The organism is Amycolatopsis echigonensis, from assembly GCF_002846615.1.
GTDB lineage: Bacteria > Actinomycetota > Actinomycetes > Mycobacteriales > Pseudonocardiaceae > Amycolatopsis > Amycolatopsis echigonensis.
On record NZ_PJMY01000003.1, the window covers coordinates 8,041,115 to 8,058,694 of the forward strand.

The following is a 17,580-nucleotide window of genomic DNA, read 5'->3' on the forward strand; positions in this document are numbered from 1 at the left end:
AGGCCGTGGTGCGGTCCGTGGCCGACATGATGGTTGCGCGTTCGGGCGAGGTTCAGGCTCGGGTCGGAGCGCAGGCGCGACAGCTGGTCCGGCACGCCTGCCCGATCGGCGCTCGGGCGGAAATCCGGCGCGGCGGGCATTAACGGATCCTGCACCGCCTCGACCTCACTCCAGGGCAGCGAGAACCAGCGCGGCCATCACTGCCGGGTCGCCGTTTTCCGGGCGCAGCACCAGGTCAGGGGACGCGGGCCGTTCGTAGGGCGCGTCCACTCCGGTGAATCCGGTGATTTCGCCCGCGCGCGCCTTGGCGTACATGCCCTTCGGATCGCGGTCCTCGCACACTTCGAGCGGTGTGTCGACGAAAACCTCCAGGAACGGCAAACCCGCGGCTTCGTGCACTGCCCGGGCCAGTGCGCGGTCGGCCTGGTACGGGCTGATCAACGACACGACCGCCACTACCCCAGCGTCCGCGAACAGCTTGGCGACCTCAGCGACGCGGCGGATGTTCTCGGCTCGCTCGGCCGGGGCGAAGCCGAGGTCGCTGGTGAGGCCGTGCCGGAGGTTGTCTCCGTCGAGCAGGTAGGCGGGGCGGCCTGAGGCGACCAGCCGACGCTCCAGCTCCACGGCCACGCTCGACTTGCCCGACGCGGACAGCCCGGTGAGCCAGACGGTCCGGCCGCGGGTCGCGCGTTCGTCGCGCGACACCGCCGCCGGATGCCAGACCACGTTCGGTGCCGTCGTGCTCGGGCCGGTGATCATGCCCGCCCCGACGGTGTCGCCGGAGTGTTCGTCGACCAGGAGGAAACCGCCGGTCGGCCGGTTGCGGAGGTAGGGATCGAACAGAAGCGGCTGCCGCGTCCGCAGGCGGACCCGGCCGATTTCATTGAGCGACAACGACTCCGCGGATTCGTCACGGTGGAGCGTGGTGACGTCCAGCCGGTAGTCGAGCGCGCGAATCTCGGCCTTGGTCTCGCGAGTGGTGTGCCGGACGAGGTAGCTCGCACCCGGGGCGAGCGCGGCCTGCTCGGAGAACCAGCACACCATGGCGTCGACATCCTGGCCCACGTGCGGACGGTTGCCCGGGCGGCAGATCAGGTCGCCGCGGCCGAGGTCCAGCTCGTCGGCAAGCTCGATCGTGACGGCCAGCGAAGCGAACGCCTCACTCACCTCCACCCCGCCCGGACCCCAGATCGCGCGCACCGTCGTGGTGAACCCGGACGGCAGCACGGTCACCTCGTCGCCGGGCTTGAACACACCGCCGGCCACGGTCCCGGCGTACCCGCGGAAATCCCGGCTGTGCTCGCGAATCACATATTGCACCGGAAAACGCGCGTCGACCAGATTCCGGTCGGACGCGACGTGCACCTGTTCCAGGTGGTGCAACAGCGAAGTGCCTTCGTACCAAGGCATGCTCGCACCCCGGTGCACCACGTTGTCGCCGTGCAGCGCGGACATCGGCACGAACGTCAGATCCGGGGTCTGCAATTTCATCGCGAACCGGCGGAATTCTTCGCGGATTTCCTCGAACCGCTCCTGCGACCAGTCGACGAGGTCCATTTTGTTCACGCACACCACCAGGTGCCGGATGCCCAGCAGACTGGCCAGGAACGCGTGCCGGCGCGACTGTTCGAGCACGCCCTTGCGCGCGTCGACCAGGATCAGCGCGACGTCCGAAGTGGACGCTCCGGTGACCATGTTCCGGGTGTACTGCACGTGTCCCGGGGTGTCGGCGATGATGAACTTCCGGCGGGGCGTGGCGAAATACCGGTGCGCGACGTCGATCGTGATGCCCTGTTCGCGTTCCGCGCGCAGGCCGTCGGTGAGCAGGGCGAGATCCGGATACGCGTCGCCCCGGTCCCGGCTCGTGCGCTCGACGGCCTCGAGCTGGTCGGTGAAGACTGTCTTCGAATCGAACAGCAAGCGGCCGATCAGGGTGGATTTTCCGTCGTCCACGCTGCCCGCGGTCGCGATCCGCACGGTCGTGACCCGGTCCCCGGCGCTCATCAGAAGTAGCCTTCCTTTTTGCGGTCTTCCATCCCGGCCTCGGAAATCCGGTCGTCGGCCCGGGTCGCGCCGCGTTCGGTGACCCGCGTCGCGGCGACCTCGGCCACCACGTCCGACGGGGAGGATGCGGTCGACTCGACGCAGCCGGTGCAGGTCGCGTCGCCGATTGTGCGGAAGCGCACCGTTGCAGGGTAAGGAACTTCGCCCTCAGCCAGGGGGAGAAACCGGGTATTCGCGAGCAGCATCCCGTCGCGCTGGACCACCGGCCGGCGATGCGCGTAATACAGCGACGGCAGGGTGATGTCCTCCGCTTCGACGTACTGCCAGATGTCCAGCTCGGTCCAGTTCGACAGCGGGAAAACGCGGATGTGCTCGCCTTTGCGATGCCTGCCGTTGTAGAGATTCCACAATTCCGGACGCTGCCGCCGGGGATCCCATTGCCCGAACTCGTCGCGGAAGCTGAACACCCGTTCCTTGGCGCGGGCTTTCTCCTCGTCGCGCCGCGCGCCGCCGAACACCGCGTCGAAGCCGTTCTCGCGGATGCCGCGCAGCAGCGTGGCCGTCTGGAGCCGGTTCCGGCCCGCCTTGGGATCCTCGACGCTCCGGCCCGCGTCGATGTCGTCCTGGACGCTCGCGACCACCAGCCGCAGTCCGTAGCGCTCGACGGTTTCGTCCCGGAAGCGGATGACCTCGTCGAAATTGTGCCCGGTGTCGACGTGCATGACCGGGAACGGCAGCGGCGCGGGCCAGAACGCTTTCGCCGCGACGTGCAGCATCACCATCGAGTCTTTCCCGCCGGAGAACAGCAGCACCGGCCGTTCGAAGGTCGCCGCGACCTCGCGGAAGACGTGCACGGCTTCGGCTTCGAGCGCACCGAGGTGGCTCAGCTCGTAGGCCGGGGCTGCCTGGGTCGCCATCGGATCCGCCCTTCCGGGTTCGAGGACAAAAAAGTAGAACAGGTTCTTGCGCAGGGTCAAGCGGCGGAGGACGCTGAGCGCATGGACCTCGCCGCACTCGAAGAAATCCGCCGCGTGAAATTCCGCTACCTCCGCTGCCTCGATCTGAAGCGCTGGGACGAGATGGCGGAGACGCTGACCGCCGACGCCCGCGTGCACTACGGCACGCCGTCCTACGGCGAACCGCTGAACTTCGACAACCGCGACGCGCTCATGGAGTTCCTGCGCACCGCCGTCGGCCCCGGCATCACGACGATGCACTTCGCCGGCCACCCGGACATCGAAATCGACGGCGACACGGCGACCGGCCGGTGGCTGTTCCAGGACAAGGTGATCGTCGCCGAACACCGGGTGGTGATCGAGGGAGCCGCGTACTACGAGGACACGTACCGGCGCGAGGACGGCGAGTGGCGGATCAGCAGCACCGGGTACGAGCGGCTGTACGAAACGCTGGTCTCGATGAAGGACCAGCCGGGGTGGAACCTGACGGCGAACATGTGGGGCCAGCCAGCCTGACCACGGCGGTCAGGGACCGCTGGAGTTCCGGGCAATGCTCCTTCACGCCCGAGCAGGACGCACTCCGCCCGCCTCGGCGGTCACCGCGTCCGCGACCGCCGCCAGCGCCGCACCCCGGCGCGCGATTTCCGCGCCGGTGATCGGTTCGCCGACCGACAGGGTCAGCACCAGTTCCTGCCGCCCCGCCGCGTCGAAAGTCGGGGCGGCGAGCAGGCTGACCGCGTGCTTCTTCCGCGGTTCGAGGTCCGCGCCGAGGTACACCCGCTCCCCCAGGCTCGACACCAGCTCGCCGACCAGCCCGCGCACCTCGGGCGGCAGATCCCCCGCCGCCACGCCCGCCATCAGCGTGTAGAGCCGCCGTCCCGCTGACGTCAGGCTTTCCACCAGATAGCCGTGTTCCCGGCACTCGGCGACCACGCGCCGCAGGTACGCCTCGTCCAGCCGGACCGGCACCGCGGGCGGCGTCGCGAGCCAGGCGTCGAAGGCGGAGTCGGCGTCCCACAGCACGTACATCAGCCCGACCGGCGGCGCGAACGGATACGTCTCGCCGAGCCGCACCTTGCCCGGTCCGGCGCTCTGCAGCATCAGGATGCGCCCGTCGACCACCGCCGACGCGGTGCACGTCGCCTCGTACCGCGCGCTGAGTTCTTCCAGGTGGGTGCGGGCGATTTCGCTGGCTCCGAAGCCCTCTCCCGCCGCGCGTCCGGCCGCGATCATCGCCGGGCCCAGGCGATACGTCGTCGTCCGGGGGTCGCGGACCACGTAGCCACCGGCGGTCAGCTCGGTGAGGATCCCGAGACAGGTCGGCTTGCTCAAGTCCAGTTCGCGGGCCAGCGCGGACAGCCCGAAGCGCTGCCCCGGCCGAGCCGCGAAGTAGTCCAGCAGCCGCACGACCCGTTCGGTCGGCGGCGAGCGCCGAGCAACCGCCATTGACCCGTCCTTAGAACGCGTTCTAGTCTCGATCGACACCGAACGTACCACCCCGGTACAGAATTGGACCAGCGTGAGGAGTCTCCGGTGCTGACCGAACCGCTCGCCGGCGCGATCGCCGAAGCCGAAAAGATCATTGCCGAGGCCCCGCACGTCCGGACGGAACAGGACCTGGTCGAGGGCTACGACTACCTCGCGGGCAGCATCCGGGCCTCAGTCCAGACCGCGTGGGCCTACGACCGGGACTTCCCGTACTTCACCCTGTCCACCGGCCCGTACACGAAAATGGGCCTGGACAACCCGGACACCCTCTACTTCAACGCGAACATCCGCGAGGACCGCGAATACGTCGTCACCGGAACCCGCGGGACCACCGCCGACCTCAGCTTCCAGGTCCTCAACGGGGACTACACGCCGGTCGAGGTGCCCGACAGCATGACCGCGTTCGACGACCGCGACATCCCGATCGCCGCCGACGGCTCCTTCGAAATCCGCTTCGGCCCGGCGAAACCCGATCCCGAGCCTGGTTATTTCGTGCTCGGACCCGGTTCGTCGATGCTCGTCGTCCGCGAGGTCTACAGCGACTGGGCGACTGAACGGCGCGGCACGATCCAGCTCCGCTGCGCCGACACCACCGGCGAGGCACCGCCCGCCCTGACCCGCACCGCGATGGAGAAACGGTACGGCGTCACCGGGAAAATCCTGCTCAGCCGGCTGCGGACGTTCCTCGCCTTCCCGAAGTGGTTCTACCTGAACCTGCCGGTGAACACGATGACCGAGCCGCGCAGCACGCCCGGCGGCCTGCCCACGCAGTACTCCTCGGCCGGGCATTACGAACTCGCCGACGACGAGGTCATGATCGTCACCGTGCCGCGTTCGGACGCGCCGTACCAGGGCATCCAGCTCGGCAGCACCTGGTATGTCTCACTGGACTACGTGCACCACCAGACCAGCCTCACCGCCGACCAGGCCCGGGTCGACCCGGACGGGAAGATGCGGTTCGTGATCAGCGAACGCGACCCGGGCGTCGCGAACTGGCTCGAACGCACCGGGCACGACCGCGGCTACGTCCAGATCCGCTGGCAGCGGCTGTCCCGGGAACTGACCACAGAGGACGGTCCGGAAGTCGAGGTCGTGAAGTTCGGCGAACTCCCGGACCGGCTGCCGTATCACCGGGAAGCCCGCGTGACCCCGGAGGAATGGGCGCAGCGGATCGCCGCGCGACAGGCCGCGGTCGCGGCCAGGATGCTGGGCTGAACCGATGGACCTCCTGACCGGCAAAGTCGTTCTCGTGTCCGGAATCGGACCGGGACTCGGCCGCTCCATCGCCCTCCGTTCCGCCGCGGCCGGGGCCGACGTGGTCCTCGCGGCCCGCACCGAGTCCCGGCTCGCCGAGGTCGCCGCCGAGGTCGAAGCGCTCGGCCGCCGCGCCGTCCCGGTGCCCACCGACGTCACCGACGACGCTTCGGCGGCCAAGCTCGTGGAGACCGCGCTGAACGAGTTCGGGCGGCTGGACACCTTGGTGAACAACGCTTTCGCAATCCCGCCGATCACCGACCTCGCCGAGGTCGATCTCGATGCGGTGCGCGCCGGGTTCGAGACCAACGTGCTGGCCGCGCTCCGGCTGACCCGGCTCTGCACCTCAGCGCTCGCCGAGAGCGCCGGTTCGGTCGTGATGATCAACTCTGCGGTGCTGCGGCATTCCCGGCGCACCTTCGGCGCGTACAAAATGGCGAAGGCGAGTTTGCTCGCGCTCGCGCAGAGCCTCGCGTCGGAACTCGGCCCGCGCGGGATCCGGGTCAATTCCGTTGCCCCTGGCTACATCTGGGCGGATTCGCTCAAGTGGTACTTCGCCTATCTGGCCAAGGAACGCGGCGTGCCCGCGGAGCAGGTATACGCCGAAACAGCGGAGACGATCGACCTGCGCCGCCTCCCGGAACCGGACGAGATCGCCGACACCGTCGTCTTCCTCGCCTCCGCGCTCGCCCGCTGCGTCACCGGGCAATGCCTCGACGTCAACGCCGGCGAATACCACCACTGAGGGGAAGAGCATGCGTCCAGGACGAGACAGCGTCGGCACGGTCGAAGACCTCCACGCGTCCGCCACGAAAATCACCGGCCTCGACGATTTCGGCGGCGACGAATACCTCGAAGGTCTGCGCGTCCTGCTCGATTCCTATGCGAACGAAGCCAATTTGACCCCGTACGGCAACAAAGTCCACCGCGCTTTCCTGCGCGGCGCGTTGGTCGCACGGTTGCTCAGCGAAGCCTCGTGGAAGCAGAATCCGCAGTACGCCGACGTACCCATCGAGCGGCCCATCTTCGTCACCGGCCTGCCGCGCACCGGCACCACGGCGCTGCACCGGCTGCTGACCGAAGACCCGGCACACCAGGGCCTCGAAGTGTGGCTGACCGAAATGCCGCAACCGCGCCCGCCGCGCGAGACGTGGCCGGAAAACCCGGTCTTCCAAGCGATCCAGGCTGGATACGAACAGCATCACGTCGAGCATCCCGAATTCATGGGCCTGCACCACATGTCCGCCGACCAGGTCGAGGAATGCTGGCAGCTGCTGCGGCAGTCGCTGAAATCCGTCTCGTACGAATGCCTCGCGCACGTGCCCGGCTACTCACGCTGGCTCGACGGCCAGGACTGGACCGACGCCTACCAACGGCACCGGCGCAACCTGCAACTCATCGGCCTGCCCGACGCCGGCCGCCGCTGGGTCCTCAAGAACCCGAGCCACCTGTTCGCCCTCGACGCGCTGCTGGAGGCCTATCCGGACGCGCTGGTCGTGCAGACTCATCGCGCGCCCAGCACCGTCATCGCGTCGGTCTGCAGCCTGACCGAACAGGCTTCGGAAGGCTGGTCGGACACGTTCCGCGGTGAGGTCGTCGGGCGCAGTCAACTCGACCTCTGGGCCCGCGGCGCGGAACAGTTCGCCGCGGCCCGCGCCCGCCACGACCCCGCGCAGTTCTGCGACGTCCGGCACGAGGACTTCGTCGCCGATCCGATCGGCACCGTCGAAGGCGTCTACCAGCACTTCGGCCTCGACCTCGCCCCGCAAGCGCGTGAGAAGATGGCCACGCTGCACGAACGGAGCCGCAGCGGAGACGCGAAACCCCGGCACCGCTACGACCTCGCGGACTTCGGCCTGACCGCCGAGGAGGTCGACGAGCGGTTCGCCGGGCACCGGAGCTGAAGCCGTTTCGAGACCGGGCTCCTCGCCGAACCGGCCACGCGGGACCGGGCCACCCCCTAGGATCTGCCTGACCTTCCTCGAGCGGAGAGCAGGCATGACGACCTTCACGTACACGATCCTCGAGATCATCCCGCGGGCATTGCTGCTGATCGTCGGGCTGTTCGGCCTGATCCTCTCGATCGGCCGGCGCTCGCGGGGCGGCTCCGGGATGATGGTGGCCGCCTTCGCGGTCATGCTCGTCACCACGGCGCTGGGCATCGCGTGGCAGCTCATGCTGTCGAACGTGGCTTCCTGGATGGCGTCGGATCACCTGAGCAGCGACGAGATGCAGACGATCATCCTCGCCGTGAGCATCCCGCTCAGCCTTCTCGAGGTGCTGTCGTGGCTGCTGGTCGTGCTCGCGGTCGTGAAGGGCAACCGCGCGCCGCAGCCCGGTTTCGCGCCGGGCGGGTACCCGGCGGCCGGGCAGCCGGGGTTCGCTCCGCAGACCGGCTACGGCCAGCCCGCGTATCCGCAGACCGGGTACGCGCAACCGGGCTATCCGGGCCAGTCCCAGGCTGGTCAGCCGCAGCCGCCTCAGTCCGGCTACCCGCAACCGGAGCAGCCCGGTTATTCCCAGCCGGGCGAGGGGGCTCAGCAGCCGCCGAACTGACGCCAGGCCGCCTCGCATTTCGGCGCGCAGTCCACTGTAGACACACTTGGCAGCCTGCCGGGCAGCACCTCGGAAGTGCGGCGCCCGCTTTCGCTACCGGGAGACGGTGGCCTGAATCAGCTCGTAGGCCAGGTCCGGCTGGACGCCGTCCGGATTGGTGAGCCCCTCCTCGTCGTACCAGGAGGCGTCGGCTTCCGGATGCGGCCCGCTGACCCCGACCCGCCCCTTGCCGTACGGGGCGACGACCACCGCGGCGGCCCCGTCGGGGTAGGTCGCCAACACCGTCGCGCCGGATCCCTCGTCCAGCCGGAACGCGGGCCCGTCCTGGAAGTACATATGCCGAGGCTTGCCGCGCCAGTTGACCTCGATGACGGTGTCGCGCTCGTCCGGAACCGTGGCGCCGGGAGTCCCCGCGTACCCGTGCGCGTCGCCGGGCAGCAGGCCGAACCCCGGATCACGCCCCGCCAGGTAGCCGCCGAAGCACAGTCCGAGATAGCTGCCGCCATTCCGGACCCAGTCGCGGACCGCGTCCGCGGACTCGTCCAGGTCCCGCCAGGTCCGGTCGAGATCCTGGCCGCCGCCGGGCTGGACGTACAACTGCGCTTCCGCCAGCACCGCCGCGGTAAGCGGCTTCCCCGTGCCCGGCCCGACGTACTCGACCCGGTAATGCTGCGGCGCCCGGCGCAGCAGATCAGCCACCGAGGGGCCGCAATCAGCACACCCCTGCGGGCCGTTGTAAACCAACGCGAGCGGCGCTTCCGCACTGCGCGCCGGAGGCTTCGCCACGACTCCCGGCTGGCCGCACCCCGCGGCCAGCAACGCGGTGGCGGAGAGGAAGCCGCACAGCAATCGTCGTCGCGGCACGGCAGTACTGGACATGGGTTCGCTCTCCTCTGATCGCCGATCCAGCTGCGGGCACCCTAGCACTACCCGTTATCTTCTCGTAACAGTTAGGGTTTGGGCTTGATAAGGTCGGCGTTGACCTTCCCCGGGTCGATCGTGCCACCGACCGGGCGCCGCCCGCCTGAGGAACCCCATGCCCGCCTGGCCCGCCACCGAGGCTGACGCCCTCGCCGAACAAGACCGCCTGCGCGCCCTCGTGGACCCGACCGGCCCAGCCCTCTCCGACGACGCGCTGGTCGCGGGCGTCGACGTCGCCTATGACGACGAACGGGACGTCGTCGTCGCGGCTGCCGTGCTCCTCGACTTCACCACTCTCGAGACAGTGGAGGAAACGACCGCGGCCGGGACAGTCCGCTTCCCGTACCTCCCCGGTTTGCTGGCCTTCCGCGAACTCCCGCCGGTCCTCGACGCTTTGGCCGCCCTCCGCCACCGCCCGGACCTGGTCCTCTGCGACGGTTACGGCATCGCCCACCCGCGCCGTCTGGGTTTGGCCAGCCATCTCGGCGTCCTCACCGGCCTCCGGACAGCCGGGGTCGCCAAGACTCCGTTCTCGTTCACGCACGACCAGCCCGGCCCCGCGCGCGGCGATTGGTCTCCCCTGCTCGACGGCACGGAGATTGTCGGCCGCGCGCTGCGCACGCGGACGGGAGTCAAACCGGTCTTCGTTTCGGTAGGCCACCGGATCGGCTTGGCCGAGGCGTGCGAGGCGACGTTGGCTCTGGCTTCGCGCTACCGCCTGCCGGAGACGACCCGTCGAGCGGACTCCCGGTGCCGACGGGCATTGGCGGAAGCTGTTCTTCGCGGCCGAGGCGAATCCCGAGGACTGGCCTAAGTTTTCAGGCCGTCCTCAGCCATTCGCGGAGGACCGCGAAATCCGTCTCCGCGAGACCGCGATCCGGGTCCACGCGGTGCAGCAGCGCACGGCCGGGATGCCGAGCCAGCACCCACTCCCGGTCGCCGCCGGTGATCTCGTCGTCCGCCCAGACGAAAGGACGCCCGTCCGCCCAGGCGACCAGGGCCCGGGTCTTCCAGTGCACGCCGAACCACCGATCTTCGCGTTCCTCCGCCGCCGAGGGCTCCGGCCAGCGCACGACCGGCAGCCGCGGCAGGCCGAGCCGCGGCGCGATTTCGGTGTTGGCTTCGTCTCCCCAGGTCGTCGCCCACACCAGTTCGGCGGGCAGCGAGGCGAGCCGGATCCCCAACCGGGGATCGAGCCGCTCCAGCGGAGGAGCCGACTCGGCCTCGCGACCCGGCGCGGAACCGTACGGCAGCAGCGTTCCGTCGACATCGAGGAAAAACACCGGGCAGCGACCGACCCGGCAACCGAGGGAAGACACAGTCGATTCCATTGTCCGGCCAGCATATCCGGTTGAACGGGCACCGCCGAGGCAGCTACGTTCACCACCGAACGGAGGGATTCCCGGTGACCGTCATCGACAAGATCGCTTGGCTCCGCTTCGACGCGGGCAGGATTCTCAGCACCCGCTCCCGCGGCAAGGACGTCTACTACCTCCCCGGCGGCAAGCGCGAACCCGGCGAGACCGATCTCCAGACTCTCGTCCGCGAGATCGACGAGGAACTCTCCGTCGCCATCACGCTCGAGAGCGCGCGGCATTTCGGCACCTTCCAAGCCCAAGCGCACGGCCACGCCGCGGGCGTCGCCGTCCGGATGACCTGCTATACCGCCGGCTATCGCGGCACCTTGGCTCCCCGCAGCGAAATCGCGGAGATCGTCTGGCTGACCTACGCCGACCGGGGCCGCGTGTCCCCGGTCGACCAGGTCATCTTCGATCACCTGCGCGAGACCGGCTTGCTAGCCGACGCTCCGCACTAGACAGCGAAGCAACTACGCCCCCGCGGCTTCCGGCACCCCGTATCCCCCTCCCCCGCCGGACTCGCAGCGCAGCACATCTCCCCGGCGCACCCGGAGGCTGTTCACCTTCAACATCTCCCGAGCCTCCGGCGTACCAGGGTTCAGCACCACCCGCGGCGGAGCACCCGACGATCCGCCGAAAAGACCCCACGCGGGCGTCACCGACCGTTCCCACCACAGCGACAGATCCTGATCCGCCTCCATCACATATTCCCGGATCACGCCGTCGCCCCCGCGCCAGCGGCCCGCGCCGCCGGAACCGGTACGGATGCGGTATTCGTTCACCCGCACCGGATACAGCGTTTCGACCACCTCGACCGGAAGGTCGCGCAGCGAGCCGTTCACGTTGTTGATCAGCGCCGTCTCCCCGTCCCCGCCTTCCCAGGCGCCCCAGCCGCCGACGGTCGCTTCCAGCGTCACGAACGGTTCCCCGGTCCGCGGGTGGTCCCCGGCGAACTGCACGATCATCGAATCGCCGTAGCTGGCCGCGGCGACGCGGTCCGGCATCGCGGGCGCGAGGGCAGCCACCACGAGGTCGATGAGCATGCCGAGGCTCGAGTAGTAGTACTGGCACGCCGCCGGCTCGCGCGCGCCGAGCATCGACCCGTCGCGGACCTGCACGTCCAGCGGCGCGAACGAACCGCCGTTCAGGCTCACCTGCGGCGAGATCAGCAGCTTGTACCCCACCCGCGCGGCCGAAATCGCCTGGGAGCGGCCGCAGTTGACCGGACCGGTGGCCTGGTCGGCGCAGTCGGTGAGGTCGATCGTCATCGACTCGCCCTCGACGATCACCCGCACGCGCACCTTCAGCGGCGTGTCCGGGTCGATCGCGTCGTTGTCCAGATAGCCCGTCGCCTCGTACTCGCCGTCCGGGATCGCCGCGATCCGCTCGCGCTCCAGCCGTTCGGTCTGGGCGAAGATCTGCTCGCGCGCGGCGTCGACAGTTTCCGCGCCGTAGCGGGCAAACAGTTCGCCGAGCCGCCGCACGCCCATCCGCGCACAGGCGATCTGCGCGCGCATGTCGCCGAGGGTCACGTACGGGAATCGCACGTTCGTCTCGATCAGCCGCAGGATATCGGCGCATTCGACCCCGCCCGCGACGATCCGCGTGGGCCCCATCCGGAGGCCCTCTTGGTAGATGTTCGTGGAATCCATCGAACCGCCGGGGTCCTTAGAACCCATGTCGATCCAATGCGCGCGCGAAGCCGCGAAGCCGACCAACTCGTCGCCGACGAAGATCGGCGCATACACCGTGCAGTCGTTGAGGTGCGTGCCGCCGATGTAGGAATCGTTGAGCACCCACACGTCGCCCGGCTGCCAGACGTCCGCGCCGAACAGGTCCTCGGTGTGGCTCGTGCAGATCTCCAGGTTCCCCAGGAAAATCGGCAGCCCCGACGACTGGCCGAGGACGCGGTGGTTCCGGTCCAGCAGCGCGACGGCGCAGTCCTTGCCCTCGTAGATCGTCGGCGTGTAGGACGACCGGATCAGCGTCATGTTCATGTCCTCGGCCGCCTGGATCAGCGCCGAGCGGATGATTTCGGTGGTGACGGGGCTGATGCTCACGCGTGCTCCTCCTGCAGGTGATCGGCGGCCGCGAGGGTGACGACCAGGAAGCCGTGGTCGTCGACGGCGAGTTCGCCCTCCGGCGGGACGACCGTCGTGGCGGTTTCCTCGTGCACGATCGCGGGTCCGGACAACCGGCTGCCGGGGGCGAGCGAGGCGCGCGCCACGATCGTGGTGGGCACGGGCTGTCCGGCGAAAACGACGTCGCGGACGACCGGCTCCGGTCGATCGGCGCTCGTTTCGGCGGACGCTGCGGCACGATCGACGAGGCCGTGGCCGGTGGTGCGGAGCGCGACGAACTGCACCGGTGCGCCCGGGGTGGCGTGGCCGTAGCGCTGGTGGTGGATCTCGGCGAACCTGGCCTCGACCGCGGGCAGGAACTCGGGGCTGTCGACCGGGTCGTCGTCCAGGATCGGCACGGTCAGGGTGTAGTCCTGGCTTTCGTAGCGCATGTCGACGCCGTGCGTCACCGACCGGCGATCTTCGGGGATTCCCTGTTCCCGCAACGCTTCCAGCGCTTGATCACGCAGCGAGTCAAGTGCCGTGCGCAGGGCGCGGGTGTCGAGCTCGGCTCCGTTGGCGAAGAACTGCATGGTGAAGTCCCGCCGGACGTCGGCTTCGAGCATGCCCCACGCCGAGAACGCGCCCGGGAACCGCGGGACGATCACCTCGGTGATGCCGATTTCCTGCGCGATGAACACCGCGTGCATCGGTCCCGCGCCGCCGAACGCGAGCAGCGCGAACTGGCCCGGCTCCCGGCCGTGCTCGACGGTCAGGGTGCGGATCGCCTGCGCCATCTTCGCGTTGCCGACGTCGCAGATGCCGGACGCCAGTTCGACCGGGTCCATGCTGAGCCGCTCCGCCAGCGTCGAGACGGCCGTGCGCGCGGCGTCCAAATCGAGCGGCATGCCGCCGCCGGCGAACGACTCGGGATCGACCCGGCCGAGCACGCAGTTCGCGTCGGTGACCGTCGCCTGCGTGCCGCCCCGGCCGTAGCACGCCGGGCCGGGCACCGCACCCGCCGACTCGGGACCGACCCGCAGCGCGTCGCCCTCGGCGTAGGCGAGCGAGCCGCCGCCCGCGCCGACGGTGTGCAGGTTGACCAGCGGCATCAGCAGCGGGAAACCTTCCGCCTCGCCGTCCGGCGAAACGTCGGCGGCGTAGTCCATCACCAGGGAGACGTCGAACGAGGTCCCGCCCATGTCGACGCAGATCAGGTCGGGACGGCCGAGCAGCTTCGCCGCCGCGACGCCGCCCATCGTGCCGCCGACCGGGCCGGACAGCAGCGTCTGCAACGGATGCCGCCGCGCGAAACCGGCGTTGACCAGGCCGCCGGACGACTGCATGACATGCACCGGGACGTGCAGGCCCTTCTCGGTGAACCGCGCTTCGATGCGGTCGAGGTAGCGGTGCACCGACGGACCGGTGTAGGCCTCGAGCACCGCGGTCGACGTACGCTCGTACTCCCGCCATTCCGGCGCGACCTCGTGGGAGAGCACGACCAGCGCGTCGTCGCCGAGTTCGTCGCGCAGGACCTCTCCCGCTCGGCGTTCGTGTCCCGAGTCCAAATAGGAAAACAGGAAACACACCGCGACGGCCTCGAAACCCTCTTCGCGCACGCGTTTCGCGACCAGCCGCACCGCGTCCTCGTCGAGCGGTTCGAGTTCCGCGCCGGTGGCGTCGAGCCGTCCGGCGACCTCCGCGACCGCTTCGGGCCCGACGAGCGGCGCGGGCTTGCGGTAGTGCAGGTCGAACAGCCGGTTCCGGTTGCCGCGCGCGATCCGGTAGACGTCGCCGATCCCCTTCGTGGTCAGGATCAGCACGTTCGCGCCGCGCCGCTCGAGCAGGGCGTTCAGTCCTTGCGTGGTGCCGTGCACGAAGAACTCGATCTCCGCGAACGGCAGGTCGAATCCTTCGAGCGCACCGAAAACGCCGCGCGCGAGGTCGTCGGGCGTGGTGAGCACCTTGCCCGCGCGCAGCCGCTGCGTCGCGCCGTCGTGGACGACCACGTCGGTGAAGGTGCCGCCGATGTCCATGGCGACCCGGTAGGTCATGAGAACTCCTTGTCGGATAAGGGAAATCAGGTGAGCGCGCGACCCTCGGTCTCGGGCAACGGCAGAACGGCCAGCAGGGCGACGACGAGGAAGGCCATGATCGACGCGACGGTCAGCGAGGACGCCACGCCGTGGTCCATCATCGCGCCGATCACCGGGACCGAAACGGTGTTCGCCAGCAGGATCGCCGAGGTGGACCAGGAGTAGCCGACGCCGCGCAGCCCGGTCGGCAGCACCTCGGCCGACCAGGTGTTCCAGATGCCCCAGGCGCCGAGCGAGAAGAACGCGAGGATCAGGTTCCCCGCGTACAGCTGCGCGGAACCGGTGGCGAGTCCGAAGAGGACGCCGCCGATCGCCGAGGCCAGCGCGAACAGCAGGAAGATCCGCTTGCGCCCGTGGCGGCGGGTCAGCCACGCGGCGAGCAGGTAGCCGGGAACGGACACGACCTGGGTCACCGCGACGAACCACAGCGCGCCGGACACGCTCAGCCCGCGGTTCTGCAGCAGGACCGGCAGCCAGGTCTGCAATCCCCAGTAACCCCAGCTGAAAGTGAACGACGTGAGCAGCATCGGCAGGAACCGACGCCGCACCGGCGAGCGGAACAGGTTGCGCACCGCGCCTGCCTTGCGGTCGGCGTCCTCGACGGAAAACGTTGTGCTGGCGGGGATTTCCGCGCCGAGACCACGCAGCACGGCGGCGGCTTCCGCGTGCCGGCCGCGCCGCGCGAGCCAGTACGGCGATTCGGGCACCCAGCGAAGCACGGCGAACGCCCACAGCCCGGCCAGCGCGGCGACAACGGCGACGGCTCGCCAACTGATCATGCCGAGCGACTGGCTCACGCCGATGCACAGCAGCGTGCCGATGGGAAACCCGATGCTGAGCGCGACCGCGCCCTGGCCGCGGCGAGCGGTAGGCAGAAGTTCGAGGAAGTACGGGAACGTGACCGCGTAGACCCCGCCGAACGCCACGCCGGACAGAAACCGCAGCACGACAAACGGCCAGAACGCCGGCGAAAGCCCGGCGGCCAGCGCGAGCACCGCGTAGATCAGCAGGCTCGCGACCGTCACGCGGCGGCGGCCGAGCCGGTCGATCAGCCCGCCCCACAGCAGCGCGCCGGGCACCATGCCGAACGCGACCGCGGACAGCGCCCAGCCCAGTTTCGTGTTGTCCACGCCGAATTCGCCGGCGATCCCGTTCGAAACGTACACCAGCCCGACCTGTTCCCAGGCTTCGACGACGAACGCGAAGAACAGCACTGATCCGGCGAGCCAATGCCGTCGGGTCAGCCGCATCCCGGTGCAGACGTCGCCGACGGTCGGCGCGGCGGTGGTGGTGGGCGGGGCGGGCTCGTGCGGGGCGGCCATGGCGCCTCCTATCATCATCAAAACGTTTTGATGAGCTTTCGCGGCATCAAACCCGCGCGCCGCCGCGGTGTCAAGACCTCCTCCGCCGGCCGGTGGGCGATACTGGGCCGTCCGGAGGCAGGACGAAGGGGAACCACGGTGGGCGGCGAGGCGGGCAAACGACCGGTGACGATCCGGGAGGTCGCCGAGCGCGCCGGGGTCTCGATCAGCACGGTTTCGCACGCGCTTTCCGGGCGCAGGCCCATTTCGGCGGCGACCACGGCGCGGGTCCGCGAGGCCGCCGCGGAGCTGGGCTACGACCCGAACCCGAACGCGCGCTCGCTGCGCACCGGCCGGTCCGGGCTGGTCGGGCTCATCCTGCGACCGCGCTACGCGGTGGCCGGCACGCCCGACCGGGCCGAAACGTTCAACCGGCTCGTCGGGTCGATCGCGACCGAGATGCTGCGCCGCAAAACCGGGTTGATCCACGTGCCCGACCTGCACGACCCGGCGGTGGCGAGCGTGCCGATGGACGGCTGCATCGTCGCCCACCCTTACGGCGGCGACACCGCGCTCGCCGAACTGGTCGGCCGCGGCCTGCCCGTCGTGACCGTCGAGGAGGACCCGGAACAGCCGGACCTGCCGTGGGCGGTGCGGCTGGACTATCCGCCGGTGGTCGAGGCGCTGCTGGACCATCTCCACGACCAGGGCGCACGCGACGTGCTGCTGCTGTCCGGCACCGAGGACAACGCCTGGAACCGGCGGCCGCGCGAAACGTATCTCGCCTGGTGCGAGCGGCGCGCGCTGCCGCCGCGGACCGCGTTGCTCAGCGAGGGCCTGACCCCGGGCGACGTGCCCGAACTGGTGCAGCCCTTGCTGTCCGGCCCGGACCGGCCGGACGCGATCGTCGTCGCGACAAGCGATTTCGCCCCGCTCATCGCCGAATCCGCCGCGGCACAGGGCTTGCGCGTCCCGGACGATCTGCTGCTCGCGGCGCTGACCGACAGCGAGCACGCGCGCACGAGCATCCCGCCGATCACCGCGATGGACCTGACCCACGAAGCTCTGGCCGAACGCGCCGTCGAACTGATGCTGGCGCGGCTGTCCGGCGCGGAAACGCCTGACAGGCCGGTGTTCCTGACTCCGGAACTGCGGCTGCGGGAATCAACCCAGCGGCGAAAGTGACCCACGCCGGTCAGAGATCTTCCGCCGAGAGCGCCAGCCACAACTCCAACCGGTCCCGCGGCCGGTCAAGCCGCCGCCGGGACACCCGCTCCGCGGTCCGCAACCGGGTCCGCACGGTATTCCGATGCACCCCCAGCTCCCGCGCGGCCGTTTCCAGATTGCCGTCCGCGTCGAGGTAGCGCCGGAGCGTCGGCACCAGCTCGCTGCCGGTGCGGCGATCGTGTTCGCGCAACGCCCCGAGCACCGCGGTCGTGAACGGGGCCAGTGCCGCCGGGCGCAACGCCTCCCGCAGCAGCCCCCACGACGACGCCTGCTCAGCGTCCACATAGGACGAGTCGGCGGGCACGACGTCCGCGGCACTAGCCCGGATCCGCGCACCGAGCCCGGCCGCAGCGGGCAGT

At 69.6% G+C, this 17,580-nt stretch carries 17 protein-coding genes; 8 read left to right on the forward strand and 9 right to left on the reverse strand.

Going from position 1 to position 17,580, the window contains the following annotated elements; all coding sequences use genetic code 11:
* Positions 1-165: 165 nt before the first annotated feature.
* Both cysC and cysD read right to left on the reverse strand, forming a co-directional pair.
* On the reverse strand, positions 166-2,004 hold the full coding sequence (cysC, locus tag ATK30_RS43005) for an adenylyl-sulfate kinase (RefSeq protein WP_101440389.1): 1,839 nt from the start codon (positions 2,002-2,004) through the stop codon (positions 166-168).
* Positions 2,004-2,921 (reverse strand): sulfate adenylyltransferase subunit CysD, encoded by a 918-nt coding sequence (cysD, locus tag ATK30_RS43010; protein WP_101440390.1) that lies wholly within the window; start codon positions 2,919-2,921, stop codon positions 2,004-2,006. Before cysD ends, cysC begins: the two co-directional genes overlap by 1 nt.
* A gap of 81 nt (positions 2,922-3,002) precedes the next feature.
* Here cysD and ATK30_RS43015 point away from each other — a divergent pair, with 81 nt between their 5' ends.
* Complete coding sequence (locus ATK30_RS43015; RefSeq protein ID WP_101440391.1) at positions 3,003-3,476, forward strand: nuclear transport factor 2 family protein; 474 nt, start codon at positions 3,003-3,005, stop codon at positions 3,474-3,476.
* A gap of 42 nt (positions 3,477-3,518) precedes the next feature.
* Here the strand turns inward: ATK30_RS43015 and ATK30_RS43020 are convergent, their stop codons facing one another.
* The gene (locus tag ATK30_RS43020) at positions 3,519-4,406 is read right to left on the reverse strand and encodes a helix-turn-helix domain-containing protein (RefSeq protein ID WP_101440392.1); all 888 of its coding nucleotides are present in this window, start codon (positions 4,404-4,406) and stop codon (positions 3,519-3,521) included.
* 87 nt (positions 4,407-4,493) lie between these two features.
* Here ATK30_RS43020 and ATK30_RS43025 point away from each other — a divergent pair, with 87 nt between their 5' ends.
* The 4 genes from ATK30_RS43025 (at position 4,494) to ATK30_RS43040 (ending at position 8,258) form a co-directional block, all read left to right on the forward strand.
* Complete coding sequence (locus ATK30_RS43025; protein ID WP_101440393.1) at positions 4,494-5,663, forward strand: DUF1214 domain-containing protein; 1,170 nt, start codon at positions 4,494-4,496, stop codon at positions 5,661-5,663.
* A gap of 4 nt (positions 5,664-5,667) precedes the next feature.
* Positions 5,668-6,447 carry an SDR family oxidoreductase gene (locus ATK30_RS43030; protein ID WP_101440394.1) on the forward strand — a complete coding sequence of 260 codons (780 nt, stop codon included), beginning with the start codon at positions 5,668-5,670 and terminating at the stop codon, positions 6,445-6,447.
* Positions 6,448-6,457: 10 nt separating this feature from the next.
* A complete protein-coding gene (locus ATK30_RS43035; RefSeq protein WP_101440395.1) occupies positions 6,458-7,606 on the forward strand; it encodes a sulfotransferase family protein in 1,149 nt (382 codons plus the stop codon).
* Positions 7,607-7,700: 94 nt separating this feature from the next.
* On the forward strand, positions 7,701-8,258 hold the full coding sequence (locus ATK30_RS43040; protein ID WP_101440396.1) for a hypothetical protein: 558 nt from the start codon (positions 7,701-7,703) through the stop codon (positions 8,256-8,258).
* Between the two features lie 93 nt (positions 8,259-8,351).
* On the opposite strand, the gene ATK30_RS43045 is transcribed toward ATK30_RS43040, so the two are convergent.
* On the reverse strand, positions 8,352-9,137 hold the full coding sequence (locus ATK30_RS43045; protein ID WP_167442094.1) for a BPL-N domain-containing protein: 786 nt from the start codon (positions 9,135-9,137) through the stop codon (positions 8,352-8,354).
* Positions 9,138-9,294: 157 nt separating this feature from the next.
* Between ATK30_RS43045 and ATK30_RS43050 the strand changes: the two genes are divergently transcribed.
* A complete protein-coding gene (locus ATK30_RS43050; RefSeq protein WP_101440397.1) occupies positions 9,295-9,993 on the forward strand; it encodes an endonuclease V in 699 nt (232 codons plus the stop codon).
* Between the two features lie 4 nt (positions 9,994-9,997).
* Here ATK30_RS43050 and ATK30_RS43055 read toward each other — a convergent pair whose 3' ends face one another.
* Positions 9,998-10,498 (reverse strand): HAD domain-containing protein, encoded by a 501-nt coding sequence (locus ATK30_RS43055; protein WP_244194899.1) that lies wholly within the window; start codon positions 10,496-10,498, stop codon positions 9,998-10,000.
* Between the two features lie 86 nt (positions 10,499-10,584).
* Between ATK30_RS43055 and ATK30_RS43060 the strand changes: the two genes are divergently transcribed.
* Positions 10,585-10,995 (forward strand): NUDIX hydrolase, encoded by a 411-nt coding sequence (locus tag ATK30_RS43060; protein WP_101440399.1) that lies wholly within the window; start codon positions 10,585-10,587, stop codon positions 10,993-10,995.
* 12 nt (positions 10,996-11,007) lie between these two features.
* Here ATK30_RS43060 and ATK30_RS43065 read toward each other — a convergent pair whose 3' ends face one another.
* The 3 genes from ATK30_RS43065 to ATK30_RS43075 are packed head-to-tail and all read right to left on the reverse strand — an operon-like array spanning position 11,008 to position 16,015.
* Positions 11,008-12,597: a hydantoinase B/oxoprolinase family protein gene (locus ATK30_RS43065; RefSeq protein WP_101440400.1), complete on the reverse strand. Its 1,590-nt coding sequence runs from the start codon at positions 12,595-12,597 to the stop codon at positions 11,008-11,010.
* A complete protein-coding gene (locus ATK30_RS43070; protein WP_101440401.1) occupies positions 12,594-14,651 on the reverse strand; it encodes a hydantoinase/oxoprolinase family protein in 2,058 nt (685 codons plus the stop codon). Before ATK30_RS43070 ends, ATK30_RS43065 begins: the two co-directional genes overlap by 4 nt.
* Before the next feature lie 26 nt (positions 14,652-14,677).
* A complete protein-coding gene (locus ATK30_RS43075; protein WP_208637580.1) occupies positions 14,678-16,015 on the reverse strand; it encodes an MFS transporter in 1,338 nt (445 codons plus the stop codon).
* Positions 16,016-16,153: 138 nt separating this feature from the next.
* Here ATK30_RS43075 and ATK30_RS43080 point away from each other — a divergent pair, with 138 nt between their 5' ends.
* The gene (locus ATK30_RS43080; protein WP_167442095.1) at positions 16,154-17,179 is read left to right on the forward strand and encodes a LacI family DNA-binding transcriptional regulator; all 1,026 of its coding nucleotides are present in this window, start codon (positions 16,154-16,156) and stop codon (positions 17,177-17,179) included.
* Positions 17,180-17,189: 10 nt separating this feature from the next.
* Here ATK30_RS43080 and ATK30_RS43085 read toward each other — a convergent pair whose 3' ends face one another.
* Positions 17,190-17,525, reverse strand: coding sequence for a helix-turn-helix domain-containing protein (locus ATK30_RS43085; RefSeq protein WP_208637581.1), 336 nt, complete (start codon positions 17,523-17,525; stop codon positions 17,190-17,192).
* Positions 17,526-17,580: the final 55 nt, after the last annotated feature.

Bases quoted from the DNA above. Each gene is read 5' to 3' on its own strand.
- cysC (WP_101440389.1), bottom strand. From the start codon at position 2,004: ATGAGCGCCGGGGACCGGGTCACGACCGTGCGGATCGCGACCGCGGGC.
- cysD (WP_101440390.1), bottom strand. From the start codon at position 2,921: ATGGCGACCCAGGCAGCCCCGGCCTACGAGCTGAGCCACCTCGGTGCG.
- ATK30_RS43015 (WP_101440391.1), top strand. From the start codon at position 3,003: ATGGACCTCGCCGCACTCGAAGAAATCCGCCGCGTGAAATTCCGCTAC.
- ATK30_RS43020 (WP_101440392.1), bottom strand. From the start codon at position 4,406: ATGGCGGTTGCTCGGCGCTCGCCGCCGACCGAACGGGTCGTGCGGCTG.
- ATK30_RS43030 (WP_101440394.1), top strand. From the start codon at position 5,668: ATGGACCTCCTGACCGGCAAAGTCGTTCTCGTGTCCGGAATCGGACCG.
- ATK30_RS43035 (WP_101440395.1), top strand. From the start codon at position 6,458: ATGCGTCCAGGACGAGACAGCGTCGGCACGGTCGAAGACCTCCACGCG.
- ATK30_RS43040 (WP_101440396.1), top strand. From the start codon at position 7,701: ATGACGACCTTCACGTACACGATCCTCGAGATCATCCCGCGGGCATTG.
- ATK30_RS43045 (WP_167442094.1), bottom strand. From the start codon at position 9,137: ATGTCCAGTACTGCCGTGCCGCGACGACGATTGCTGTGCGGCTTCCTC.
- ATK30_RS43050 (WP_101440397.1), top strand. From the start codon at position 9,295: ATGCCCGCCTGGCCCGCCACCGAGGCTGACGCCCTCGCCGAACAAGAC.
- ATK30_RS43070 (WP_101440401.1), bottom strand. From the start codon at position 14,651: ATGACCTACCGGGTCGCCATGGACATCGGCGGCACCTTCACCGACGTG.
- ATK30_RS43075 (WP_208637580.1), bottom strand. From the start codon at position 16,015: ATGGCCGCCCCGCACGAGCCCGCCCCGCCCACCACCACCGCCGCGCCG.